At 54.6% G+C, this 18777-nt stretch carries 21 protein-coding genes and 3 pseudogenes; 14 read left to right on the top strand and 10 right to left on the bottom strand.

All coding sequences use genetic code 11. From position 1 onward, the window contains the following. The first annotated feature begins 1 nt into the window (after nucleotide 1). The 3 genes from HYI44_RS20525 to HYI44_RS20515 all read left to right on the top strand — a co-directional run bounded on the left by HYI44_RS20525 (nucleotide 2) and on the right by HYI44_RS20515 (nucleotide 4204). Nucleotides 2-1411: an efflux transporter outer membrane subunit gene (locus tag HYI44_RS20525; protein WP_225570320.1), complete on the top strand. Its 1410-nt coding sequence runs from the start codon at nucleotides 2-4 to the stop codon at nucleotides 1409-1411. Between the two features lie 11 nt (nucleotides 1412-1422). Then, nucleotides 1423-2385: a LysR family transcriptional regulator gene (locus tag HYI44_RS20520; RefSeq protein WP_225570319.1), complete on the top strand. Its 963-nt coding sequence runs from the start codon at nucleotides 1423-1425 to the stop codon at nucleotides 2383-2385. A 130-nt stretch (nucleotides 2386-2515) separates the two neighbouring features. After that, nucleotides 2516-4204, top strand: coding sequence for a sigma-54-dependent Fis family transcriptional regulator (locus HYI44_RS20515; RefSeq protein ID WP_225570318.1), 1689 nt, complete (start codon nucleotides 2516-2518; stop codon nucleotides 4202-4204). A 92-nt stretch (nucleotides 4205-4296) separates the two neighbouring features. Here the strand turns inward: HYI44_RS20515 and HYI44_RS20510 are convergent, their stop codons facing one another. Next, nucleotides 4297-5352 (bottom strand): maleylacetate reductase, encoded by a 1056-nt coding sequence (locus tag HYI44_RS20510; RefSeq protein WP_225570317.1) that lies wholly within the window; start codon nucleotides 5350-5352, stop codon nucleotides 4297-4299. Nucleotides 5353-6246: 894 nt separating this feature from the next. Here HYI44_RS20510 and HYI44_RS20505 point away from each other — a divergent pair. Both HYI44_RS20505 and HYI44_RS20500 read left to right on the top strand, forming a co-directional pair. Continuing rightward, nucleotides 6247-6564: a hypothetical protein gene (locus tag HYI44_RS20505; RefSeq protein WP_225570316.1), complete on the top strand. Its 318-nt coding sequence runs from the start codon at nucleotides 6247-6249 to the stop codon at nucleotides 6562-6564. Between the two features lie 133 nt (nucleotides 6565-6697). After that, a complete protein-coding gene (locus HYI44_RS20500; protein WP_225570315.1) occupies nucleotides 6698-7177 on the top strand; it encodes an SMI1/KNR4 family protein in 480 nt (159 codons plus the stop codon). 160 nt (nucleotides 7178-7337) lie between these two features. On the opposite strand, the gene HYI44_RS20495 is transcribed toward HYI44_RS20500, so the two are convergent. Next, the gene (locus tag HYI44_RS20495; protein WP_225570314.1) at nucleotides 7338-7673 is read right to left on the bottom strand and encodes a hypothetical protein; all 336 of its coding nucleotides are present in this window, start codon (nucleotides 7671-7673) and stop codon (nucleotides 7338-7340) included. A gap of 343 nt (nucleotides 7674-8016) precedes the next feature. Here HYI44_RS20495 and HYI44_RS20490 point away from each other — a divergent pair, with 343 nt between their 5' ends. Then, a complete protein-coding gene (locus HYI44_RS20490) occupies nucleotides 8017-9027 on the top strand; it encodes a zinc-dependent alcohol dehydrogenase family protein (protein ID WP_225570313.1) in 1011 nt (336 codons plus the stop codon). Further along, a pseudogene (locus tag HYI44_RS20485) lies at nucleotides 9028-9105 on the top strand (transposase domain-containing protein); the annotation flags it as partial. On the opposite strand, the pseudogene HYI44_RS20480 reads toward HYI44_RS20485, so the two are convergent. Beyond that, a pseudogene (locus tag HYI44_RS20480) lies at nucleotides 9103-9365 on the bottom strand (hypothetical protein); the annotation flags it as partial. The pseudogenes HYI44_RS20485 and HYI44_RS20480 sit on opposite strands and share 3 nt — an antisense overlap. Here HYI44_RS20480 and HYI44_RS20475 point away from each other — a divergent pair. Then, nucleotides 9366-9619 (top strand): annotated as a pseudogene (locus tag HYI44_RS20475) (hypothetical protein); the annotation flags it as partial. It abuts the pseudogene before it with no gap. Here the strand turns inward: HYI44_RS20475 and HYI44_RS20470 are convergent. Then, the gene (locus HYI44_RS20470; RefSeq protein WP_201148180.1) at nucleotides 9559-9984 is read right to left on the bottom strand and encodes a DUF2628 domain-containing protein; all 426 of its coding nucleotides are present in this window, start codon (nucleotides 9982-9984) and stop codon (nucleotides 9559-9561) included. The pseudogene HYI44_RS20475 and the gene HYI44_RS20470 overlap by 61 nt on opposite strands. A 490-nt stretch (nucleotides 9985-10474) precedes the next feature. Here HYI44_RS20470 and HYI44_RS20465 point away from each other — a divergent pair, with 490 nt between their 5' ends. Further along, entirely contained in the window at nucleotides 10475-10747 is a 273-nt protein-coding gene (locus HYI44_RS20465; RefSeq protein ID WP_225570312.1) for a hypothetical protein, read from the top strand. Between the two features lie 199 nt (nucleotides 10748-10946). Here the strand turns inward: HYI44_RS20465 and HYI44_RS20460 are convergent, their stop codons facing one another. Next, entirely contained in the window at nucleotides 10947-11186 is a 240-nt protein-coding gene (locus HYI44_RS20460; protein WP_225570311.1) for a hypothetical protein, read from the bottom strand. A 184-nt stretch (nucleotides 11187-11370) separates the two neighbouring features. Here HYI44_RS20460 and HYI44_RS29665 point away from each other — a divergent pair, with 184 nt between their 5' ends. Beyond that, nucleotides 11371-11868, top strand: coding sequence for a short chain dehydrogenase (locus tag HYI44_RS29665; protein ID WP_225570310.1), 498 nt, complete (start codon nucleotides 11371-11373; stop codon nucleotides 11866-11868). A 69-nt stretch (nucleotides 11869-11937) separates the two neighbouring features. Further along, nucleotides 11938-12315, top strand: coding sequence for an HAD family hydrolase (locus tag HYI44_RS20450; RefSeq protein ID WP_263868827.1), 378 nt, complete (start codon nucleotides 11938-11940; stop codon nucleotides 12313-12315). Nucleotides 12316-12508: 193 nt separating this feature from the next. On the opposite strand, the gene HYI44_RS20445 is transcribed toward HYI44_RS20450, so the two are convergent. After that, a complete protein-coding gene (locus tag HYI44_RS20445) occupies nucleotides 12509-13825 on the bottom strand; it encodes an APC family permease (RefSeq protein WP_412548501.1) in 1317 nt (438 codons plus the stop codon). A 433-nt stretch (nucleotides 13826-14258) separates the two neighbouring features. Here HYI44_RS20445 and HYI44_RS20440 point away from each other — a divergent pair, with 433 nt between their 5' ends. Next, nucleotides 14259-14702 carry a thiol-disulfide oxidoreductase DCC family protein gene (locus HYI44_RS20440; RefSeq protein WP_225570459.1) on the top strand — a complete coding sequence of 148 codons (444 nt, stop codon included), beginning with the start codon at nucleotides 14259-14261 and terminating at the stop codon, nucleotides 14700-14702. Nucleotides 14703-14821: 119 nt separating this feature from the next. Continuing rightward, entirely contained in the window at nucleotides 14822-15352 is a 531-nt protein-coding gene (locus HYI44_RS20435; RefSeq protein WP_225570309.1) for a cupin, read from the top strand. An 85-nt stretch (nucleotides 15353-15437) separates the two neighbouring features. On the opposite strand, the gene HYI44_RS20430 is transcribed toward HYI44_RS20435, so the two are convergent. Beyond that, a complete protein-coding gene (locus tag HYI44_RS20430) occupies nucleotides 15438-15881 on the bottom strand; it encodes a DNA methylase (protein WP_225570308.1) in 444 nt (147 codons plus the stop codon). 267 nt (nucleotides 15882-16148) lie between these two features. Between HYI44_RS20430 and HYI44_RS20425 the strand changes: the two genes are divergently transcribed. After that, nucleotides 16149-16373 carry a hypothetical protein gene (locus HYI44_RS20425; RefSeq protein ID WP_122840413.1) on the top strand — a complete coding sequence of 75 codons (225 nt, stop codon included), beginning with the start codon at nucleotides 16149-16151 and terminating at the stop codon, nucleotides 16371-16373. A gap of 164 nt (nucleotides 16374-16537) precedes the next feature. On the opposite strand, the gene HYI44_RS20420 is transcribed toward HYI44_RS20425, so the two are convergent. The 3 genes from HYI44_RS20420 to pstB form a co-directional block, all read right to left on the bottom strand. Then, nucleotides 16538-17176: a hypothetical protein gene (locus HYI44_RS20420; RefSeq protein ID WP_225570306.1), complete on the bottom strand. Its 639-nt coding sequence runs from the start codon at nucleotides 17174-17176 to the stop codon at nucleotides 16538-16540. Continuing rightward, nucleotides 17176-17874: a hypothetical protein gene (locus tag HYI44_RS20415; RefSeq protein WP_225570305.1), complete on the bottom strand. Its 699-nt coding sequence runs from the start codon at nucleotides 17872-17874 to the stop codon at nucleotides 17176-17178. Before HYI44_RS20415 ends, HYI44_RS20420 begins: the two co-directional genes overlap by 1 nt. Nucleotides 17875-17981: 107 nt before the next feature. Then, a complete protein-coding gene (pstB, locus tag HYI44_RS20410) occupies nucleotides 17982-18743 on the bottom strand; it encodes a phosphate ABC transporter ATP-binding protein PstB (protein WP_045058436.1) in 762 nt (253 codons plus the stop codon). Between the last annotated feature and the right edge of the window lie 34 nt (nucleotides 18744-18777).

The following is an 18777-nucleotide window of genomic DNA, read 5'->3' as shown; positions in this document are numbered from 1 at the left end:
AATGAAACGTACTCTTTTGTTGATCGCGTTGAGCAGTCTTGGTGCTTGTGCGGTGGGGCCGGATTTTCAGAAACCGGAAAACCAATTGCCGACAACCTGGCAAGACTCCGTACAGTCTGGCGCTACCTTGCAAGGAAAGGTCGACAGCCAGTGGTGGCAGCAGTTGGGTGACACACAGCTGACCAGCCTGGTGGAACGGGCAGCCAACGCAAATTTCGACGTGCGCACCGCCAGTAATCGTCTGGAGCAGAGCCGACTACTGCGTCAGGTAACAGGCAGTGAGCAGTTGCCGGGAATTAGTGCCAACGGTGCGTACAAGCGCGCGCGAAACAGCTCGATGGGCGTGCTGGATGAATCCAACTTGAACGGCAAAGCGCCCTTCGAACTTTGGAGCAGCACCATCGACGCCAGTTGGGAGGTCGACCTTTGGGGTCATGTGCGCCGCAGCATCGAGGCTGCGGACGCAGAAGTCGATCTGACCCAGGCACAACGCGATGGAGTGCTATTGAGCATCGCTGCGGAGACCGCCACTGACTACATCCGCCTGCGTGGTGTACAGGCGAAACTGGCGGTCGCCAAACAGAATCTGGAAATTGCCAGGCAAAGCAGCCAGCTCACTAAAGCCCGTTTCGAGAATGGAGTGACTACCAACCTAGACACCTCCAACTCGGCCGCCCAAGTTGCGACGATTGAGGCTGTGTTGCCGGTGCTCGACGCTCAAAAAGATCGATTAATCAATGCACTGAGCTATCTGCTCGGCGAAGCACCTCGAACATTGCATGCTGAACTGATCGAACCCAAGGCTATTCCGAATCCGGCACCGGACGTTCCTGTCGGTTTGCCATCTGAATTGGCGCAACGCCGTCCCGATATTCGACAAAGTGAAGCCGCCCTGCATCGAGCCACGGCCGCCATCGGGATCGCGAAAGCAGATTTTTATCCTCGCGTCAGTCTGGGCGCGAGCATGGGTTTCCAAGCCCTGGATGGATCGAACCTGGGGGCATGGAACTCCCGGGAATGGTCTTATGGCCCGAGCCTGTATCTACCTGTTTTTCAAGGCGGCCGGTTGACCGGAACTCTTGAACTACGCAAGCGCCAGGAGCAAGAAGCCGCACTGAATTATCAGCATGTCGTACTTGGGGCCTGGCACGAGGTCGATAACGCCATGACAGATTACGCGGCCGAGAAAAAGCATCACTCCGCTCTCGAGGAGGCCGTCCACCAAAATAATATTGCCCTCAGTACGGCCAGGGATAGATACGCCCAAGGCGCAGTGGACTTCATCAACGTGCTGAACGTGCAACGCTCACTGCTGGCAACACAAAGCGATCTGGTAGACAGCGCTACCGAAGCGGCGCTGGACCGTGTGCGTCTGTATCGCGCGCTCGGCGGCGGCTGGACCAAGAGCTGAAGAGAGAGACTATGGATTTATTTTATGCCATGCGCGTGTTTGTGAGAGTCGTCGAAACCGGCAGCTTTACGGCGACTGCGGACTCGCTGAACGTCTCAACTGCACATATTTCTCGGTCAATCGCGTTACTTGAGCACACAATCAAGGCTCGCTTGATACAACGCTCGACTCGAAGCCAGGTCCTGACAGACGTAGGAGCCCGCTATCTAGAGTCCTGCAGAGAAATCATTGTGCGGGTTGACGACGCCGCTTGTGAGGCGGGTTCGGCGTCCCATAAGCCCAGTGGGTGCCTGAAAGTACATTCGGTCACAGAGTTCGGACTTGAGTGCCTGATGCCTCTGGTGGTCGAGTATTCCAGGAGTTGCCCTGAGGTGACCCTCGATTTGTCGCTGGCCCGCCAGAGACCGCACTTGATCGACGACAACATTGACGTCGTGATTAACCTCTCGCGCAGTTTGCCGGATTCGGATTCGGTGGGTCAGCATCTCGGGAGCTTTTTCAGCGTGGCCTGCGCATCCCCGCAATACCTGACTCGCTGCGGAACCCCACTAACCCCATCTGACTTGGCTCACCACACCTGTCTGCGACTCACAGACTCGATGTCTCCCGACAGCTGGGTTTTTGAAGGATCGGAAGGTGAAATGGTCATTGATCCAGGCGAGACCTTCAAGGTAGACCTTTCGCAAGCGCTTGCATTCAGTGCTGCTGCGGGTATGGGGATCTGCCTCTTGCCAAGCTACGTCGCGAGCAAGCTCCTAAGGGAAGGTAGCCTGATTCGGGTGTTACCTCAGTACAGAATTCACGAACGAAGCGTATTCGCCACCTATTCCTCCCGAAGATATCTGGATGCGAAGATCAAGACTTGGGTAGAGCTGTTGAAAGCTCATCTTCCGAAGATTTTTGAGAGTCATTTGTCAATCGTAGACTCTCCAAAATATTGGGTCGATGGTCAACGCCAGACGCCATTGGAATGAGCGCAAGCACCCTGTGCGCGCCAATACCCATGCGCTCTTTTTTCGCTGGAAAAAAACAATGCTCAATTACTGATCTTCGCAGTGTTGGTCTGCGTGCTGCCCGTTAGCAGAATGACAAAAGGAAAGGCCGATGCCCGCCAAATCCCAACACGAGCTTCCCGAACAAAACGATCTTACGGCGCAAATTGGCTTTGACCTGAAAAACGGAAAAATCTGGTTGCATGAGCAACGGCTGCTGCTGACCCCGACCTGGTTTTTCAAGAACTTGCGCGCCGAACTGATCACCACCCTGGGCCCTGTCCGCACCAAAAGCTTGTCAATGCGGCTGGGCTATCTGTCCGGCTGGCGCGACGCCCAACTGGCGAACGCCTTGCGCCCGGACCTCAGTGCGCAGGAAAAATTCTGGGCCGGTCCGCAGCTCGCGGAACTCAAAGGGATGGTCAACATCAAACAGCGGCGGCTCGAACTGGATCGCGAGGCCGGCCTGTTTTATGCCGAGTTTGAATGGTTCGATGCCTTTGAAGTCGAGGGCATTGAAGCGGGAACTCCGGAAATGGAGCCGATGTGCTGGTTCCTTACCGGCTACGCCAGCGGCAATTCCAGTTACTACATGGGATGCAACGTGCTGTTTCGCGAAGTTCAGTGTAAAGGCTGCGGAGCCGATCACTGCCTGATCATCGGTAAAACGGCTGAACATTGGGAAGAACGTGAGGAGCTGGAAGCCTTTCTTATCCCGGACAAGCTCGAACAAGCTTTACAGCGCTTGCAGGATCAAATGATTAAGGCGCGAAACCAGGCTTCCTTCGAACAGGACCCCATCGTTCACTCCATAGGCCGCTCACCGGAATTCCGGCATGCCTGCGCACTGCTGAAAAAAGCCATGGGGGCCGACATCGCGGTGCTGCTTCAGGGCGAAACCGGTGTCGGCAAGGAGATTTTTGCCCGCTCGTTGCATCAAGGCTCTGAACGCCGCAACGGCCCTTTCGTAGCGGTCAACTGCGCCTGCTTTCCTCCAGACCTGATCGAAGCAGAATTGTTCGGTGTAGAGAAAGGTGCCTACACAGGCGCCCATAGTAGCCGTGAAGGCAAGTTCGAACGTGCCAATGGCGGTACCCTGTTCCTTGATGAGGTGGTGGAATTACCAGCCAGAGCCCAAGCGGCATTACTCCGAGCATTGCAGGAAGGTGAAATAGAACGTATCGGCGGTGGTCAATGTGTGAAAGTTAACGTACGTATCGTCGCTGCCAGCCATGAAAACTTGCGCCAAGCCGTAGAGCAAGGTCGATTTCGAGCTGACTTGTACTATCGACTGAGCGCCTTCCCAATAACCATTCCACCGTTACGCGAGCGGCGCGAAGATATCCCTCTGCTGATTGAACACTTCCTGGGAAAATTCCAGGAGCGCTACAGCAAGCGTATTCCTGGTATGACCGACAAGGCGCGCCAGACCCTGATGCAGTACGCCTGGCCGGGTAATATTCGCGAACTGGAAAACATTATCGAGCGCGGAGCGCTGCTGGTGGAGAACAACCAGCTCATTGATGTGCCTAGCTTGTTCCCATCCCTGAGAGAGCCCACCCATCCGCTGAATTACGTCAGTGAAGAAGGACGTATCGTCCCGGGTGAATCGGACGATGAGGCATTTTTCAGACAATGGATGCAACAAGGTCAAAGCATCGGAGCACTCGAATCACGGCTGGCCAAGGGCGCCCTCAAGCACGCCAACGGCAACATATCGCAGGCGGCGCGGCTACTGGGGCTGACTCGGGCGCAAATGATTTATCGGTTGGAAAAGCTGAAGAATCAGACTGCACAGTGAGCCACGCTACTTACTCCTCTGACATCCAGGGAAGCCCTCAGTAATTCTCTGACGCTTGTGCTTACCTCGGCCACTCGGGTGATGTTGCCGTCTTATGGCCTGACACCTTCATAAGCATTCTGCAACAGCTGTCGCAGCGGCTCGCGTTCCAGCGGACGTGGGTTCCAGTAAGGGTTGTCCAAGGCAATGTCCAGCGCCACATCGACATCCTCAGCCTTGAGACCCAAAGTCTTCAGGGACATGCAAGCCCCGTTGTCCCTCGCCAAATCATAAAGGCCTTGAGCCGCATTGCTGCAACCCAACGCCCGCTGAATGCCAGCCTCCGCTTGCGGGGCGAACGCCAAGTTGTAAGCCAGCGCGTGGGGCAATACCGCGGTGTGGGTTTCGGCATGCGGCAGGTTGAAGGTGCCGCCCAAGGTATGGCAGAGCTTGTGGTGCAGCGCCATGCCGACGTTGCCCAGTACTTTTCCACACAACCAGGCGCCATACAGGCACTGCGAACGCCCCTGAGCCGTCGAGTCGCCGTCTTTGATCAACGATAACCCTCCGGCCAGGACCCGGATGCCCTCCTCCGCCATAAGACTGATGATGGGATTGGCATCGCGCGTGTACAAACCCTCCACGGCATGGGCAATAGCATTCATGCCACTGGTGATAGACATTGAACGTGGCAGACTGTAGGTCAGCACCGGATCGTAAATCACTGTAAGTGGCTGGACCCTGGGGTTTCTGCCAGTGGTTTTAAGTTGGCTTTCGGTAATGCCCCACAGCGGTGTCATTTCCGAGCCCGCATAAGTAGTCGGCACGGCAATGATCGGCAAACCAATACGCAATGCCAGGGCCTTGGCCAGACCGATGGTTGAACCGCCGCCAATCGCCAGGGTGCCGTCGGCGTGAGTTTTCAGTGCCTGATCAATGGCCTGGTTTACGACAACTGCGGGCACGTGCATCACCGCCAGGTCACAGATGCCGACACAGCGCTCACCCAACGCCTTGGCTGCACGTAACGCCTGAACCTTTTGGTCCGGGGTGCAAATCACCAACACGCGCGACAGGTTCAGTTGCTGCGCCTCACGCTCAAGACAGCTATAGGCAGCCTCACCGAATACCACGCGACTGGCTACTTCATTATAAATAAACGGTTTCACGCCAAAGCTCCTGAGTGTCGAGAATCATCAGTCGTACCCTTAATTGTTTCGGTCTGCAGCAGGAAGTTAAGGCTGTGGAAGGGATGCTCGCTATGCTTACTCAGGCGCACCTTACGAGAAAAATTGTGCAGGAGATTAACCAGGATCTCATGACGGTCTTGAGCCGAGGGGTTTCGCAATCGGCTTGCTGCTTTAGAACAGCATCGCTGATGCTTTTCTCGTTGAGATTGATCATGGGTGATGCTCCTAATTATTAATCAGTTCGCCGCCAGCGCCCCGTGTTCCTGGACGACTTCAACCAGGCCTTCAACCGGTTGCACACGTTCTCATCGAGGAAGACGAATCAATTTTGATGCCAAGTTAAAAACAATCTTAACTTATTGAATTATTGAGATATTTACAAATTTCAAGCGTTGGACAAAGCGCCGCCATGAAGTAAATTCGACACTTTCAATAATTTTCAACACCCACTCTGGAAGCCTTGAGCATCCCAAGTACTCAGGCTACGTTTGGCCGCATGGCACCTGTTTGTCATGAGAACCCGGTGCGATATTTACACTTGCGAAAACGATCGCCGCCAGCTCTGTTGGAGCTGAAGGTTGATGCTCGGATTTCTAGTGAGTAACTTCGACATGACGACACAACTAACTGATCACCGCAGGCAACTTTCCGAGTTTCAGACTGGCAGTTGCCCTCGAGAAGTAGATTTTGCCAACCGAGCACTAAAATGGGTGATGGCTAACGAAGGAGCCTAAACGAAAATCCTCCACCAGCTTGACCCAGCAATCAGAGCCCAGGCGGGTTCATCGCTGGCTATATCAGGTCTGATTATCCGACGTCATATTCTTAATACTGGAATTATGTTCCGTTGAACATAGTAGGAATACAGAACAGTTGCTCTTGGTCGATGAAGACCCGCTGGACCCGCATCTCCTCGGGCTCAACACCCAGGAAGCGGCAGCAGCTTTTATCACTGCCAGCATCGCGGCGCATGCGATGCGCAGCTATCTCAGCGCCGTCGCCTACTGGTCGGCCTGGCGTAACAGCCAGGCGCTGGGTAACGCCCCACTGCAGCCGTCAGTGGCGATTCCGTTCGTGCTGGATCACTTGTCGCTACCGCTGGAAGACGGCACTTGGCCGTACCTGATGCCGCCAGGTGTAGGCGCGGCGCTAGTCACCGCCAGGGTCAAGACCAGACTGATGCTTGTTTGAGGCTATCTGCGCTGCTGGAATCTTTAGTGAAAGAAAAGTTGAAAAACGAACCTGACGTTATGATACGAAGCCCTATCCCATCATGGAATGAGATCCATAATGGCCTACCGAGCAGTCACAGGAGTCTTTTTACATGCAGGATCTCATCACGCGCATGGACGGGTGGTTGCAACAGCACCGCCCAGCCTATTACGCAACGCTTGCTACTGGCGTGTCAGTTGCTGCATTGGATGATTACGAGCGCCGAACTGGCATCACACTCCCAGCAGACCTCCGGGCGCTCTGGTTATGGAAGGATGGGAGTACCGAGGAAGCGCTATTTACCAATCACATGTTCATCTCTGTCAAAGACAGCCTGAGCAGCAAGCTGGAGCTAGACGCAATGATAGGTTCTGACTTCGAAGACCCAGAATGGTGGAAACGGCAGTGGGTACCATTTACGCAGAGCTTTGGCGGCGATCATCTCTGCATCAATATAGTGTCTGAAAAACCAGGTGAGATCATCGACTTCTGGCACGACGAGCCACTACGCGAAGTGGTTGCTCCAACGCTGGAAGATTGGTTGCACAGTCTTGTGGAAACCATGGAGTCCGGGCGGCTGGAGCTGGCCTAGTCCCTGTCTTTGCCATCTAAAGCGTATCGCGTTATCCGCCACCCATCTGGGGGGCAACATAGCGCGCTATACGCCCTACGCTACGCCTACGCCTACGCGAAACTCGATGATCCTGACGCACGTACGATTAGCCGCCTAACCAAGGAAGCCAGGAGCGCCTCTACATCGACTTGACCGATACTACTTCCACATACTTGTACTTCTTCCTGGCAGCTTTCACGGCTTCTTGCTCGGCAAGCAACGAGCTCAACGTGTCGGCCTCGTGAATTAACTCGTGCATCTTCCCCTCAAATTCGTTGCCAACCCGAAGCGTGACTCTAAGCCTAGGCGTAAATGCTTTCGCTACCGCTTTCTTAACTATGGGAGCTTCAACCGGCTTGGTATGTACAACCTCGGGCGCAGGCTCCTGCACCGGAGGAGCAGAAACCTGCACTTCGGGCTCATCCGTACCGAACAGGGCACGACGCATTTCTTCTTCAGTTAACTCAGAGTTCATAGGGCATCTCAAAGGAGTGGTACTTAGCTCGACAAATGTTACTAGGATTGTTACTGAGTGGCGTCATTGGGGAACCTGCATAGACGTCACATCTCCACTTCGAATTCGATCCGAGAGCCCCTCAAAGCTCGCGATCCCAGCTCTCGGCGGCAGCGAAGCTTGTATCGCTGGATTGGGGTCCGAAGATGGACGCGAATTCTACGCGGAATTTTTCAACCCATGGCGAGAAGAAGGCGCAATCAGCAGGCGATTGATGACTTTGCGGCTAGGCTGGTTATCGAATTGCAATGTTTAAATCTTGATTTCGTTATTTCGCGTAATTGGAAATTAAAAGGAAACCCCTATGAGCAGCAAAACTATCTTCGTCCAACCCGGTGGCGGCTATGAAAAGGTTGTGGTTGGCAGCAGCGAAGTCCGAGCCGCAGCTCGTGGCGAAATCACCGTACGCCTCCACGCCAACTCGCTCAACTACCACGACTTCGCGGTGGTCAGCGGTATGTGGGGCCCCAGCGAAAAACGCATCCCCATGGCCGATGGTGCCGGTGAAGTCATTGCTATCGGCCCGGATGTCACCGAATTCAAGGTGGGTGACTCGGTCGTCAGCACCTTCTTCCCGGAGTGGATCAACGGTGCGCCCCTGGTCGAAGGTTTTGTTAGCGTGCCAGGTGATGGCATTGACGGCTACGCTCGTGAGCAAGTGACGGCCAAAGCCACATCGTTCACCCTCGCGCCTACTGGCTACAACCATGCTGAAGCGTCGACGCTTACCACCGCCGGCCTTACTGCATGGCGCGCCCTGATGGCCGATGACTCACTCAAGCCGGGCGACACCGTGCTGGTTCAAGGCACTGGTGGCGTTTCAATTTTCGCCCTGCAGTTCGCTAAAATGGCCGGTGCTACCGTCATTGCTACCTCTTCAAGCGACGAAAAACTTGAACGTCTGAAAGCGCTAGGTGCTGATCATGTGATCAATTACCGCAAAGACCTTAACTGGGGCGAAACTGCACGCGTTCTAACGGGTGGCCGCGGCGTTGACCACATCATCGAAGTCGGCGGCCCTGCGACGCTTGAGCAATCGATGACTGCAATTCGGATTGCTGGTCACATCTCCATCATCGGGATATTGAGTGGCGTAAGCGGTGCAATGAACTTTGTACCGGCACTGATCAGGCAAGTGCGTCTGCAGGGTGTATTGGTGGGTAGCCGCAGCCAGCAGCAAGACATGATCCGAGCCATCAATGCTAATGGCATGCGCCCGATTATTGATCGTCATTTCCCTTTGAGCGAGATTGTCGAAGCGTTCAAGTATCAGGAAACCAACCAGCATTTCGGCAAAATTTGCCTGGATATCTAAGCACGCATGAATGGTCATGATCCGTATGCCTATTTCATAGATGTGCTGACATGGCTGCCTACGCATCAGGCGAGAGAGAGTCGACGCTCTGGCAACGTCAGACACTTTTTCGGCATAGCCGGCGATCTCGCCTGTATGAAGGTAGCTGCGGGTCTAGATAGCCAATGCCTGCTTGATCTTTCCCTCGCTACGTAACCCTGAGCCATACGCGCGACGTTCCCCAACTGTTTTTCGAGCTTTATGAATAAAGCGGTGCGCTTGGCGTAAAACGTGTCGCGGGCACTCAGGGTGCCAGAGCCGAGGTAATCGCGGTGTAGTTCCTCGGTCTCCTCAAGTGTGAGACTTTCACCGGATTCAGCGTGCAGTGGCACGGATACCGTGGGACCTGCGCACCTTGTCCAGCTGGTTCAACGTGATGGACATGGCCGGTTTTTAACGGGTGGGCCTGCAACAGCCGCCGCACCCGCAAAGTCCGGTGCGGCAGTCGTTGCTGCTGGTGGCTGAGCCGCGCTTCCCGGGCGTTAAGCTGGGTTACATGCGCATCCCTTTGAACGGATTCCAGCCCTGCTCGCCCTTCTGCTCCTTGAGGTAGTACGCGTAGTTAGTGGACAGTGCGTAAAGCAGATTAAACGCGAAACCCACGGCAAAGTTGACGTTATTGGCATACCTGAAATCAATCAGCTCATAGACCAGATCCAGCACGAAAGTCAGCGCAACGATTAGCGCAATCAGTGTCAGGTTCTTCTTCCACAGTCCCAGGAAAAACAGGTAGATGGGGCCGAAAAAGAACGCGATGATGTTGGCATTGACGGTGATCTTCCTTTTAAATGGAAGCTGCTTGAGGGCCGGCTTGTAGCCGGGTGCATTGGGAGCCCCATGGGCGTCAAAGAAAGCAAAACGCTCTTGCCATTTTGCGCTGTATTTACTCTGATCCTGTACTTGATCCGTGGTGTTCATTCGATAAATCCCTGTAGTCCCTGAATGGAGTGGTGCTTCCCGCAATCCTGTGTAACTGTTGTCGCACGTGCACCATAGCCTAATATGCCGGAAGAGGGTTCCAGTTCCCGAGCGAAACATCAACACTTCTGAACCGGCCCCGCAATTGCGCGACCTGCTCGGCACTGCACACCCTGATCCGCAGCATTTCGGCTGGATAGTCCACGCCCTGATTCTCGGCAACCCCCCTATAAGTAAGGCTGGCCATCGCTCCGCTAGAAGCAAGTGAGGTCGTAGGCACGCCATCGCCAACCGCTCATCAGCGCCGGATGAAGGTTCCATGACCTTAATGATCAGCGAGCCATCTCCATTCAGCATGTAATAAAGCTCAAGAATCCCGGACGCCATCCTGCAGATAATTCAATCGCAGTCCCCCGACCTTCTTGGGTTTTGTTCCTCGCTTCGCCTGGAGGCACTATAATAGAACCCACACGCCAGATAAGGATTTGCAATGTCAGCCCAGAAGGCGGTTGCCATGCTCAGAGTTGCGGTAGTGATATCTACCGCAGCTTGCTGCGCTTACTTTATAGGGAGGCAGATCGATTACCTGCATCAAAAGCTTTCCCCGCCTGCAGAAGATCTGAATTTCACGACCGAATGGCCCAATACGGAAATGGCTCTCCCAAAACTGGAAGACCATTTTTCTGGTCGCTTACAAACGAAATCTCAGTTAACGCTAACTGATTTTTCTACTGAAGAAGCGGTGATGCACCCATCACGATAATTTCACATCTGCAGGCGTACAGTCGTACCAGCTCCTTTAGTGATTCCTGGCCCGCTCCCCCATCGCGGGCCTTTTTTTGTGTAGAAAAAGGGATCAGCTGCGAATCGGTTCAGTACGTGGCTCTCACGTAGCTCTGACGGGCCGGGCTTTCCCTGAATAGCTGTATTCACGAGTGGACAGCTGTATTGCGCATACACAGTCAGCGAGGATCCCGCTGGTTATCCATCACCGCATTATCCGTTTCTTCCCGCACCCGCCCAGGATCCAACCCGGCGTTGTCATCATCAAGCGGACGCTCGCCTTCATTATCCGGAAGTTCGTCAACCTCCTCCTCTTTCATCGGGTCAACTTCAGTGCGCCCCGGACTCAATGGATCAGGTGATGTGGGCATTGGGTCATCCTCACCCATACCGCCTTGCAGCTTCGAATCGCTATTCATACACACCTCTCAGTACCCTCAATGGTGAGGGTATGTAGCTTGGAGAGGCTTTGAATTTCGAGTGTTCGATTTATCGGCTTACCGATCGTCGCCATCGCGCGATTCTGCCTTTCAGTCATCTCGATGGAACGTTGCGCCAAGCCGCATCCTCTATCGCAACACCAGCGAATCTGAGGACTTCATCATGATTGACCCTGCAACCGGTATGAAGGCGGGCGAGCGCTACATCGTAGAAAGTCTCGAACGCACACGACATTTCCCAGGCTTCTTCCTCGACGGGAAATTTTACCTTGGCCCCGAGTTGATGACAGCCATAGGTTGGCTGGAAGGACAGCAGTTCTATTACGATGAGCTTGATCCCACGGGTGAGCCGGTATTTCCCAATCGACTCGCTGGCACTATCGAGGATCTCACCTTGATCCTCGCGGACGGTGCGCGTTTGCCGTTAAACGAAATGCCATACAAAGCAGGAATGGACTCCACTGACAATTCATTCAGCCTTGATCCATCGTCTTCAGGAAATCCGCTTACTCCTGCAAGCGATCAACGAGGAATCGCGGGCGTCCGGATGTCAGGTAAACATCCATATCCCATAGTCTTAGCGGCGGGCGCAGCGCTAATTCTGGGAATACTGCTTGGGGTCAAACAAGCAAATCGCCGTCCTACCCGAAAAATGAGGTAGTCGTCCTTCGTGAATTCTCTGGACAAGCGCCCTTGAAAGATCGGAGGTGACGAATGCATCCAGTGACACCTGCGGTCGTTACTTCATTTCAAGTGGTGCATTGCTACAAGCGGAGGGATGGATACTGCAGCAATTAATCTCAAGGCACTTGGCCTCGATATCGCGCAGGTCAATCTCATCACCCGTGATGACGTCAAGTATGGCAAGCCCGATCCAGACCTGTTCCTCGCCGGTGCAAGCAAACTCGATGTCCCCATCGAAGAATGCTTGGTGATCGGCGACGCCATCTGGGACATGCTTGCCGCACGACGCTGTAAGGCCACGGGTATAGGGCTGCTTTGCGGAGGTTACGACACAGGAGAGCTTGAACGCGCAGGTGCACTCCGAGTCTACGAGGATCCTCTTGCACTGCTGCAGCACCTTGACGAGGTGGCTTCCCGTCCGTGAGCCATGAGTGGGCACGCGGCTTGAATTGGAGCGCTCTCCCACTCGGCGGAGGCGGAAAAGTTGCCGCCTGCGTGACGAGTTGTTGCAGCTGCTGACAACCGACGAGCCGAAGCAGTGGATGCACCTGATTACAATTGCGTTCCGCTGTCGCTGAGATGACCTACTCCACCGACAGGGGAATGCGCTTACAACACTAGCCTGGCTCTGCTGACGCGGGTAACGCGACTTTTGTACAGGCGAAAAGCAGAATGCCAATCGCGATCAAGGCCGCTCCACGCATCCAGGTTTCCAAACTTTGCTGACTGAGCAATACCAAGCACGAAACGATAGCGAGTACTGGAATCCACGTCGGCACACTAAAGTGATCTTCCGCAACCACATCACGGCGTAGGATTAACACGGACAAATTAGTGCTGAGAAACACGAACAGTAGGAGCAGAACGACGGTTTCAGCCAACGTGGCTAAAGTTCCTGTCAGCGTCAGTGCGATTGCTACAAGGGTGGTAGCGATGATCGCTATCCAAGGGGTGCGTCTCTGAGGCAGCACTCTACTCAGCGCCCCGGGCAAGAGCCCAAGACAGGCCATGCCGTAAGCAAGACGGCTGGCCATGATCATGGTTAGGAGCGCACCATTGGCTACCGCGATCAATGCAATGAAGGCGAAGACGCGAGGCGAAATATGTAGACCTGACGCCCGGACCACTTCCAGAAGAGGAGCTGAGGTTGCAACCAGTTTTTCCATTGGCAGTACGGAAGATGCAGCGATTCCGACGGCCATGTATACGACGCCGGCGGTTAGCAATGCGGCAAACAATGCGCGAGGGTAAACTTTTCGAACGTCGCGAATTTCTTCTGCGAGATTGGCGGACGTTTCGAATCCGACAAAGGAATAGAAGGCGAGCAATGCCGCACCCAAAACAGCTAACATTGGGCTGATTCCTGGCTTGAACTCCAGGCTGCGACCCAAATCCGCTTCGCCTGTTCGGAAATACCAAGCAGCGGCCACAACGACCAAAATAAGACCCGATAGCTCAATCACTGTCATTACCAGATTGGCTCCCAAGGACTCTTTAATTCCCCTTGCATTGAGCAGCGCGATTACCAGAAGGAAAAGTAACGCCGCAATGTGAGGCGATACGCTGATGAACGCCGCGAGGTAATCTCCAGCAAATGCAAGCGATAAGCCCGCTGCGCTCGTGACAGCTGCAGATAGCATGCAAAAGCCAACGAGAAAAGAAATGAGCGGTGACCGGAACGCTTTCTCAGCGAAAACCGAAGCGGCGCCCGCGTGGGGATATTTTGTCACCAACTCTGCATAGGAACCGGCAGTAAGCATCGCGAAAAACAGTGCTATGAGCAGGGGCACCCATATTGCGCCACCCACCTCCCCCGCAATTGTCCCGGCAAGAGCATAAACGCCCGCGCCGAGAACATCACCGAGAATAAACAGAAAAAGCATCGGGCCGGTAACGGCGCGGCGCAAGGAGGTCTTGGAGGTCAAGGTCTTCACATTCAACGTCCTGGCTTGAGGTTGCGGCAGCCGATTATCGGGCTGATGGCTAGGTGGCTTCACTCGCAGACAATGGAAATTTGCGCATGACTAAAGTTCACATATCTTGGCAAAGAGCCGGGTATAAGACGCCGCCCCTACAAACTGAACAAAGCTTCGGGATCACCCTCATGCTGACTAAAATCAATTACAAAAAGGGCCCTGGATCGACCTCTTCTTGTACGCACACCAAAATCACGTCAGCCAAGACTCGAAGATGGTGGATGGCCAAGCGATTATTCGGCGCGAATGATCTGCCTGGCACACATTGGCACACAAGAGAGGCCCATGCGGATCCGGTTTAGTTTGAACCTCTGTTGCTTATGCGGGCTCCCAGCTCTACATCCAGGAGAAACGTATGACCCAGACAGCATTGGTCGGGGGTGCCAGCGGCATGGTTTCCCATCCCTCAGGAAGTGGACGGCTAGTGCCACCAGGCGAAGCAGTCGTTCTATTCGATGGCACCTGCAAACTCTGCAATGGGTGGGCGAAATTCATCATCCGACATGACCGGGCACATCGGATCAAGCTTGCGACCGTGCAGTCTCCTGAGGGTCAGGCCTTGCTCGAGTGGGCCGGCCTACCACGGCATGAGTTCAACACAATCGTATTAATCGCTGATCACCAATTCCACGTCCGCTCTGATGCGATGTTCAGAATTTTTGATCGCTTACCTGCACCATGGCGCTGGCTGAGAGTCGCCCGAATCATCCCTGGCACGTTCCGCGACTGGATGTACAACAGGATCGCCCTCAACCGTTACCGGCTATTTGGCAAATATGATTCCTGCCAATCGCCTTCTCCCGATCATCTCGGGCGATTTCTGAAGCATGAATGAGTACAAACGCATCACCACCATGGTCTTAGGCAGATCGAACGTCGGAAGGTCCAAGGGACGCGTATCAAACCTTTCGGCCCTGCCAAGGAGTGTTGGTAGTTGAACTCGAGGATCTTCCAATGAGCAAGCCGCAAGCCATGACAGCTGTCGTAGAAAAATTCATGTTTGAACGCAACGGATGGGTTCCCAACAACCCTCGCTTGCCGGTACTCGTTTACCCCCAAGCCATGCCCGTGCAGGACAGCGACCCGGCAGCAGTGTTCGAGAAAGTCTTCAGCGCCAATGGCTGGCCGCCACAGTGGCGCTACGGCATTTACAGTTATCACCACTACCATGCCGAAGCTCATGAAGTGCTTGGCATCGCCTGCGGCAAGGCCCGGCTGATGCTGGGCGGCCCCGATGGCCATGTATTGGAGGTCAGTTCAGGAGACGTATTGCTACTGCCCGCTGGTACCGGCCACTGCAATTTGGAATCAAGCGAAGACTTCCTGGTCGTAGGTGCTTATCCGCCGGGGCAGCATGCGGATGTCTGTCGCGAGTCACCCACGAGGGCACAGCTGGCGAGCATCGAAACGCTGCCGTTTCCCGACCAGGATCCGGTACAGGGCTCGCAAGGAGCTGTACAGCGTTATTGGGCTGTACAGCGTTAACAGTCTGCAAACCCGTCACGAACAGCCCGAAGCTTTCTGCTGAGGACGCTTAAGCCGTAAATGATATGGATGACCGGCGTAGGGATCAGGAAGGTGATCGAAACAGCACCGCTGATGCTTCCCTCATAAAAATCTCGATAGTCTTCGGCCCAATACCTTCAAATTCAGACAAGCGTTTTTCGAAAGCCTGAAGATCAGCGCTCGCTTTGGCTATGTTGCTCACCTTGCCCTCGTACTCAACGTTGAGCTTGCTGGCCAAGGCGAGCAACCGGGATGCTGTGGTTTCGTCGTAGCGCACGTAATGAGCCTGACCTAACATCACGACCAGTTGACGGTGAGTGCAGTGCGCCAGCTTTTGCGGCGTATCCAGCTGATGTTGCTCGATGATGACCTGGTAAGCCTTGGCGGCGATTGCCCCTTGAATTCTTTTACCCATCAGGAAACTGGCGAGCAGCCATTTGAATAGCCCGGCTTCGTTCCCGCCCTGAAGTTCGATTCTCAAATCATGCGCGCTGATGTTTTTGCTCACTGATTAATTCCTTCAAACCACCGTCTCGGTCCGGAATGTAGACCCCGCATAACCGTGAACAATCCACAGGAGCAGCTTGGATGAAGGAACCCTTAGCACCACGTGGCACCTAATGAAATAAGCGACAGGAGTGCACGTACTGGGGAAATCGGAAGCCGTAACTAACCATCAAAGCCCCGATTAAATGACGCAGTGCTTAGCGATTCAGCGCATCGAAACGTGTCGGGAGGAAATTTGGCTTATCTGGATTGGGTTCAATGGCCAGCGATGGCTGTCACCGTTCTCGCTGCCTGGTTAATTGGATCTCAGCGACCAGGACGACGAATGACCGGCTTTGTATGCTTCAGTTTGAGCAACGTGCTGTGGGTCGTTTGGGGAGTCTATGCAGGGGCGTATGCATTAATCATCTTGCAAATTTGTCTTTTCCTCATGAACCTTCGGGGGCTCAGGAAAAATTCGAAGGGCTTGGAAAAGGAGCAGAGTCAGGACTGACGGTAGCCAGCAGTATCGCTTGCTTTGGTGTGCGCACTCAGCAACAACGCGCACGATCATGGCAGGTAAGCCGTCACGCGCAGTTGCAAGGTGCGAGCCGAAAAGTCTCAATGACCTGTCTTTAAAAGGTGGCCAGCCGGCCCTCTTCATGCCCAGAGATGACGTCAGGAGGAATAAACTTGCGAGGGTTGTTGCGCTGGTTCCTTATGCCTGAGCGGTTGCTGCCTAGCGAGCTGCGCTTGGACTACAGCGACAGCATCCAGGACTTTCTGCGCCCAGCTCTCATCCTGCGGATGCACGACAACAACGCGAAAACCGTGATCATGCCCTTCAATCCGCACGCCCTCGGAATCATCGACATGCAAGTCGATATCGAATGCCGGCGGAAATTTCGAGGGGGCGTTCGATAGGCCATGCGCTGTCAGAGCGCGATTATGCAGCACACTGTTGACCACGCCGTCGACGCGGATGCCGTACAGCAATAGCCAACGCCTGATGTAGGACGGAGTGCGACCGGACGAGGTGTAGACCCATATACTGCAGCCCTGGCGACGTAATTCCCGGGTCAGGGAGCGTGTTCCGATACGCAACGGTTCACCCAGCCAACGATGAACGCAGACAGGTAGCCGGCTGCCCTCGACCGCGCAATGGTGAAGTTGGCAGGCCAGGGTGTCATCGATATCGAATGAAATTCGTATGCGCTGACGCCTGAACAACTGCAACGGTATGGCACGCCGGATGGCTTGCCATACCTGGCTGCCGGAAGCTCGGATTTTTGTAGCGAGCAGTGGATTCCAGCTCATCAATGACCCTCCTGGTAGAGGGGCAAGGGCTTGTCCTTAAGAAAAAACTTCATTGGATCAGGCGCCTGTTCTTCCAGGAAGGCTGCATATTTTTTCTTGATCTTGGGCAATTCGTACAACGCCTTGACTCCATGCTTGGCAGAGTTGCGTATGACCGATGACGGGTTGAAGTAGCCCTCGGCGTTTTCCAGTGTCAGCACGAACGGCGGCAAACCTGCACGCATGAGCAAATAGCTGACGATAAGCGACCCGCTGCGGTTGTTACCTTCAATGAACAATTGCGGCTTGCTGAGGATTCGGACATACACACCGGCCGCGCGCTTCCACACGGACTCACTGCGATAGGCGCAATACCAGTTGTACAAATCCTTTATCCCCCCCTCAACGTTGTTGAAGAAGTGTTCCTCGGTCGCCGCAAGGTGCTGAGCGTATTCATGCCGGCGCGCCGGGTTTCGGCCGCACAAAACGGTGGCATTGATCTCCAGCATCAGGTTCAGTTGCTGCAGGTCGAACAGGTCCACGCCGCGTGCGACATAGTCATCGATCAGCGCGTAGCCTTCGAGCACATTCTGCAACACCTCGTCGGTCAAGGGATCACGCTGCTCGGTAAAGTGCCGGCTGAGCTCGGAAAAACGGCCCTGCACCTTACGTAGTGCGCGTTCAATCGCGGGTAAATCAAGACGACGCATTGCAGACATTGGCGATCCTGCGAAACGGTAGATAAGAAAGTAAAACGACCCGATCCCAGCCAAAGGCGCTCTCTCTGCGCTGGAGAGGCAGGCGGCCTTGAGCGGATGTGTGCTGCCTAGCTGAATTTGCCGCTGATGTAATCTTCAGTCATTTGTTCGCGCGGGCTGCCGAAAATCTGGGTGGTCGGGCCCATTTCAACCAGATAGCCGGTGCGCGTTCCCTGGGAAATATCCACCGAGAAAAAGGCAGTCGTATCAGCCACGCGTATGGCCTGCTGCATGTTGTGGGTCACCAGGGCGATGGTGTAATCCTTCTTCAACTCGACCATCAACTCTTCAACACGGCGAGTGGCGATCGGATCAAGCGCTGAACAGGGCTCATCCAGCAACAGCACTTCCGGCTCGGTGGCAATGGCGCGGGCGATGCACAGCCGTTGCTGCTGACCGCCAGAGAGTGACAGGCCGCTGACCTTGAGCTTGTCCTTGACCTCATCCCACAACGCGGCGCCCTGCAGCGCATGCTTGACACGGTCGCCCAGGTCACCTTTATAGCGATTCAGGCGCAGGCCGAAGGCAACATTGTCGAAGATGCTCATGGAGAACGGATTCGGCTGCTGAAACACCATGCCGATATAGCGGCGCACGACGACTGGATCAACGCCCTTACCATAAACGTCCTGCCCGAGAAAATGCACATGGCCCTCGAAGCGGAACCCTTTCACCAGGTCGTTCATCCGGTTGAGGCTACGCAGCACGGTGCTTTTACCGCAGCCGGAAGGACCGATGAAGCCGGTGATCTTGTTTTTTTCAATTGGCACATGGCTGTCACGCACCGCCATGAAATTGCCGTAGAAAATCTTGTCGAGCTTGCAGTCCATGACCACCGGTGTCTGGGTAACAAACGGAGCGGCT

This window comes from Pseudomonas sp. Y24-6 (assembly GCF_020295325.1).
In the GTDB taxonomy this organism is placed as follows: Bacteria; Pseudomonadota; Gammaproteobacteria; order Pseudomonadales; family Pseudomonadaceae; genus Aquipseudomonas; species Aquipseudomonas gregormendelii.
Note: the sequence above shows the minus strand (reverse complement) of the source record. Positions and strands in the feature narration are given on the sequence as shown.

Excerpts from the sequence above, each read along its gene's own strand:
- HYI44_RS29665 (WP_225570310.1), top strand. The coding sequence starts at position 11,371 with ATGATTGACCCTGCAACCGGTATGAAGGCGGGCGAGCGCTACATCGTA.
- HYI44_RS20465 (WP_225570312.1), top strand. The coding sequence starts at position 10,475 with ATGTCAGCCCAGAAGGCGGTTGCCATGCTCAGAGTTGCGGTAGTGATA.
- pstB (WP_045058436.1), bottom strand. The coding sequence starts at position 18,743 with ATGGACTGCAAGCTCGACAAGATTTTCTACGGCAATTTCATGGCGGTG.
- HYI44_RS20435 (WP_225570309.1), top strand. The coding sequence starts at position 14,822 with ATGAGCAAGCCGCAAGCCATGACAGCTGTCGTAGAAAAATTCATGTTT.
- HYI44_RS20525 (WP_225570320.1), top strand. The coding sequence starts at position 2 with ATGAAACGTACTCTTTTGTTGATCGCGTTGAGCAGTCTTGGTGCTTGT.
- HYI44_RS20420 (WP_225570306.1), bottom strand. The coding sequence starts at position 17,176 with ATGAGCTGGAATCCACTGCTCGCTACAAAAATCCGAGCTTCCGGCAGC.
- HYI44_RS20500 (WP_225570315.1), top strand. The coding sequence starts at position 6,698 with ATGCAGGATCTCATCACGCGCATGGACGGGTGGTTGCAACAGCACCGC.
- HYI44_RS20515 (WP_225570318.1), top strand. The coding sequence starts at position 2,516 with ATGCCCGCCAAATCCCAACACGAGCTTCCCGAACAAAACGATCTTACG.
- HYI44_RS20440 (WP_225570459.1), top strand. The coding sequence starts at position 14,259 with ATGGTTTCCCATCCCTCAGGAAGTGGACGGCTAGTGCCACCAGGCGAA.
- HYI44_RS20470 (WP_201148180.1), bottom strand. The coding sequence starts at position 9,984 with ATGAACACCACGGATCAAGTACAGGATCAGAGTAAATACAGCGCAAAA.
- HYI44_RS20490 (WP_225570313.1), top strand. The coding sequence starts at position 8,017 with ATGAGCAGCAAAACTATCTTCGTCCAACCCGGTGGCGGCTATGAAAAG.
- HYI44_RS20425 (WP_122840413.1), top strand. The coding sequence starts at position 16,149 with ATGGCTGTCACCGTTCTCGCTGCCTGGTTAATTGGATCTCAGCGACCA.
- HYI44_RS20460 (WP_225570311.1), bottom strand. The coding sequence starts at position 11,186 with ATGAATAGCGATTCGAAGCTGCAAGGCGGTATGGGTGAGGATGACCCA.
- HYI44_RS20520 (WP_225570319.1), top strand. The coding sequence starts at position 1,423 with ATGGATTTATTTTATGCCATGCGCGTGTTTGTGAGAGTCGTCGAAACC.
- HYI44_RS20495 (WP_225570314.1), bottom strand. The coding sequence starts at position 7,673 with ATGAACTCTGAGTTAACTGAAGAAGAAATGCGTCGTGCCCTGTTCGGT.
- HYI44_RS20415 (WP_225570305.1), bottom strand. The coding sequence starts at position 17,874 with ATGTCTGCAATGCGTCGTCTTGATTTACCCGCGATTGAACGCGCACTA.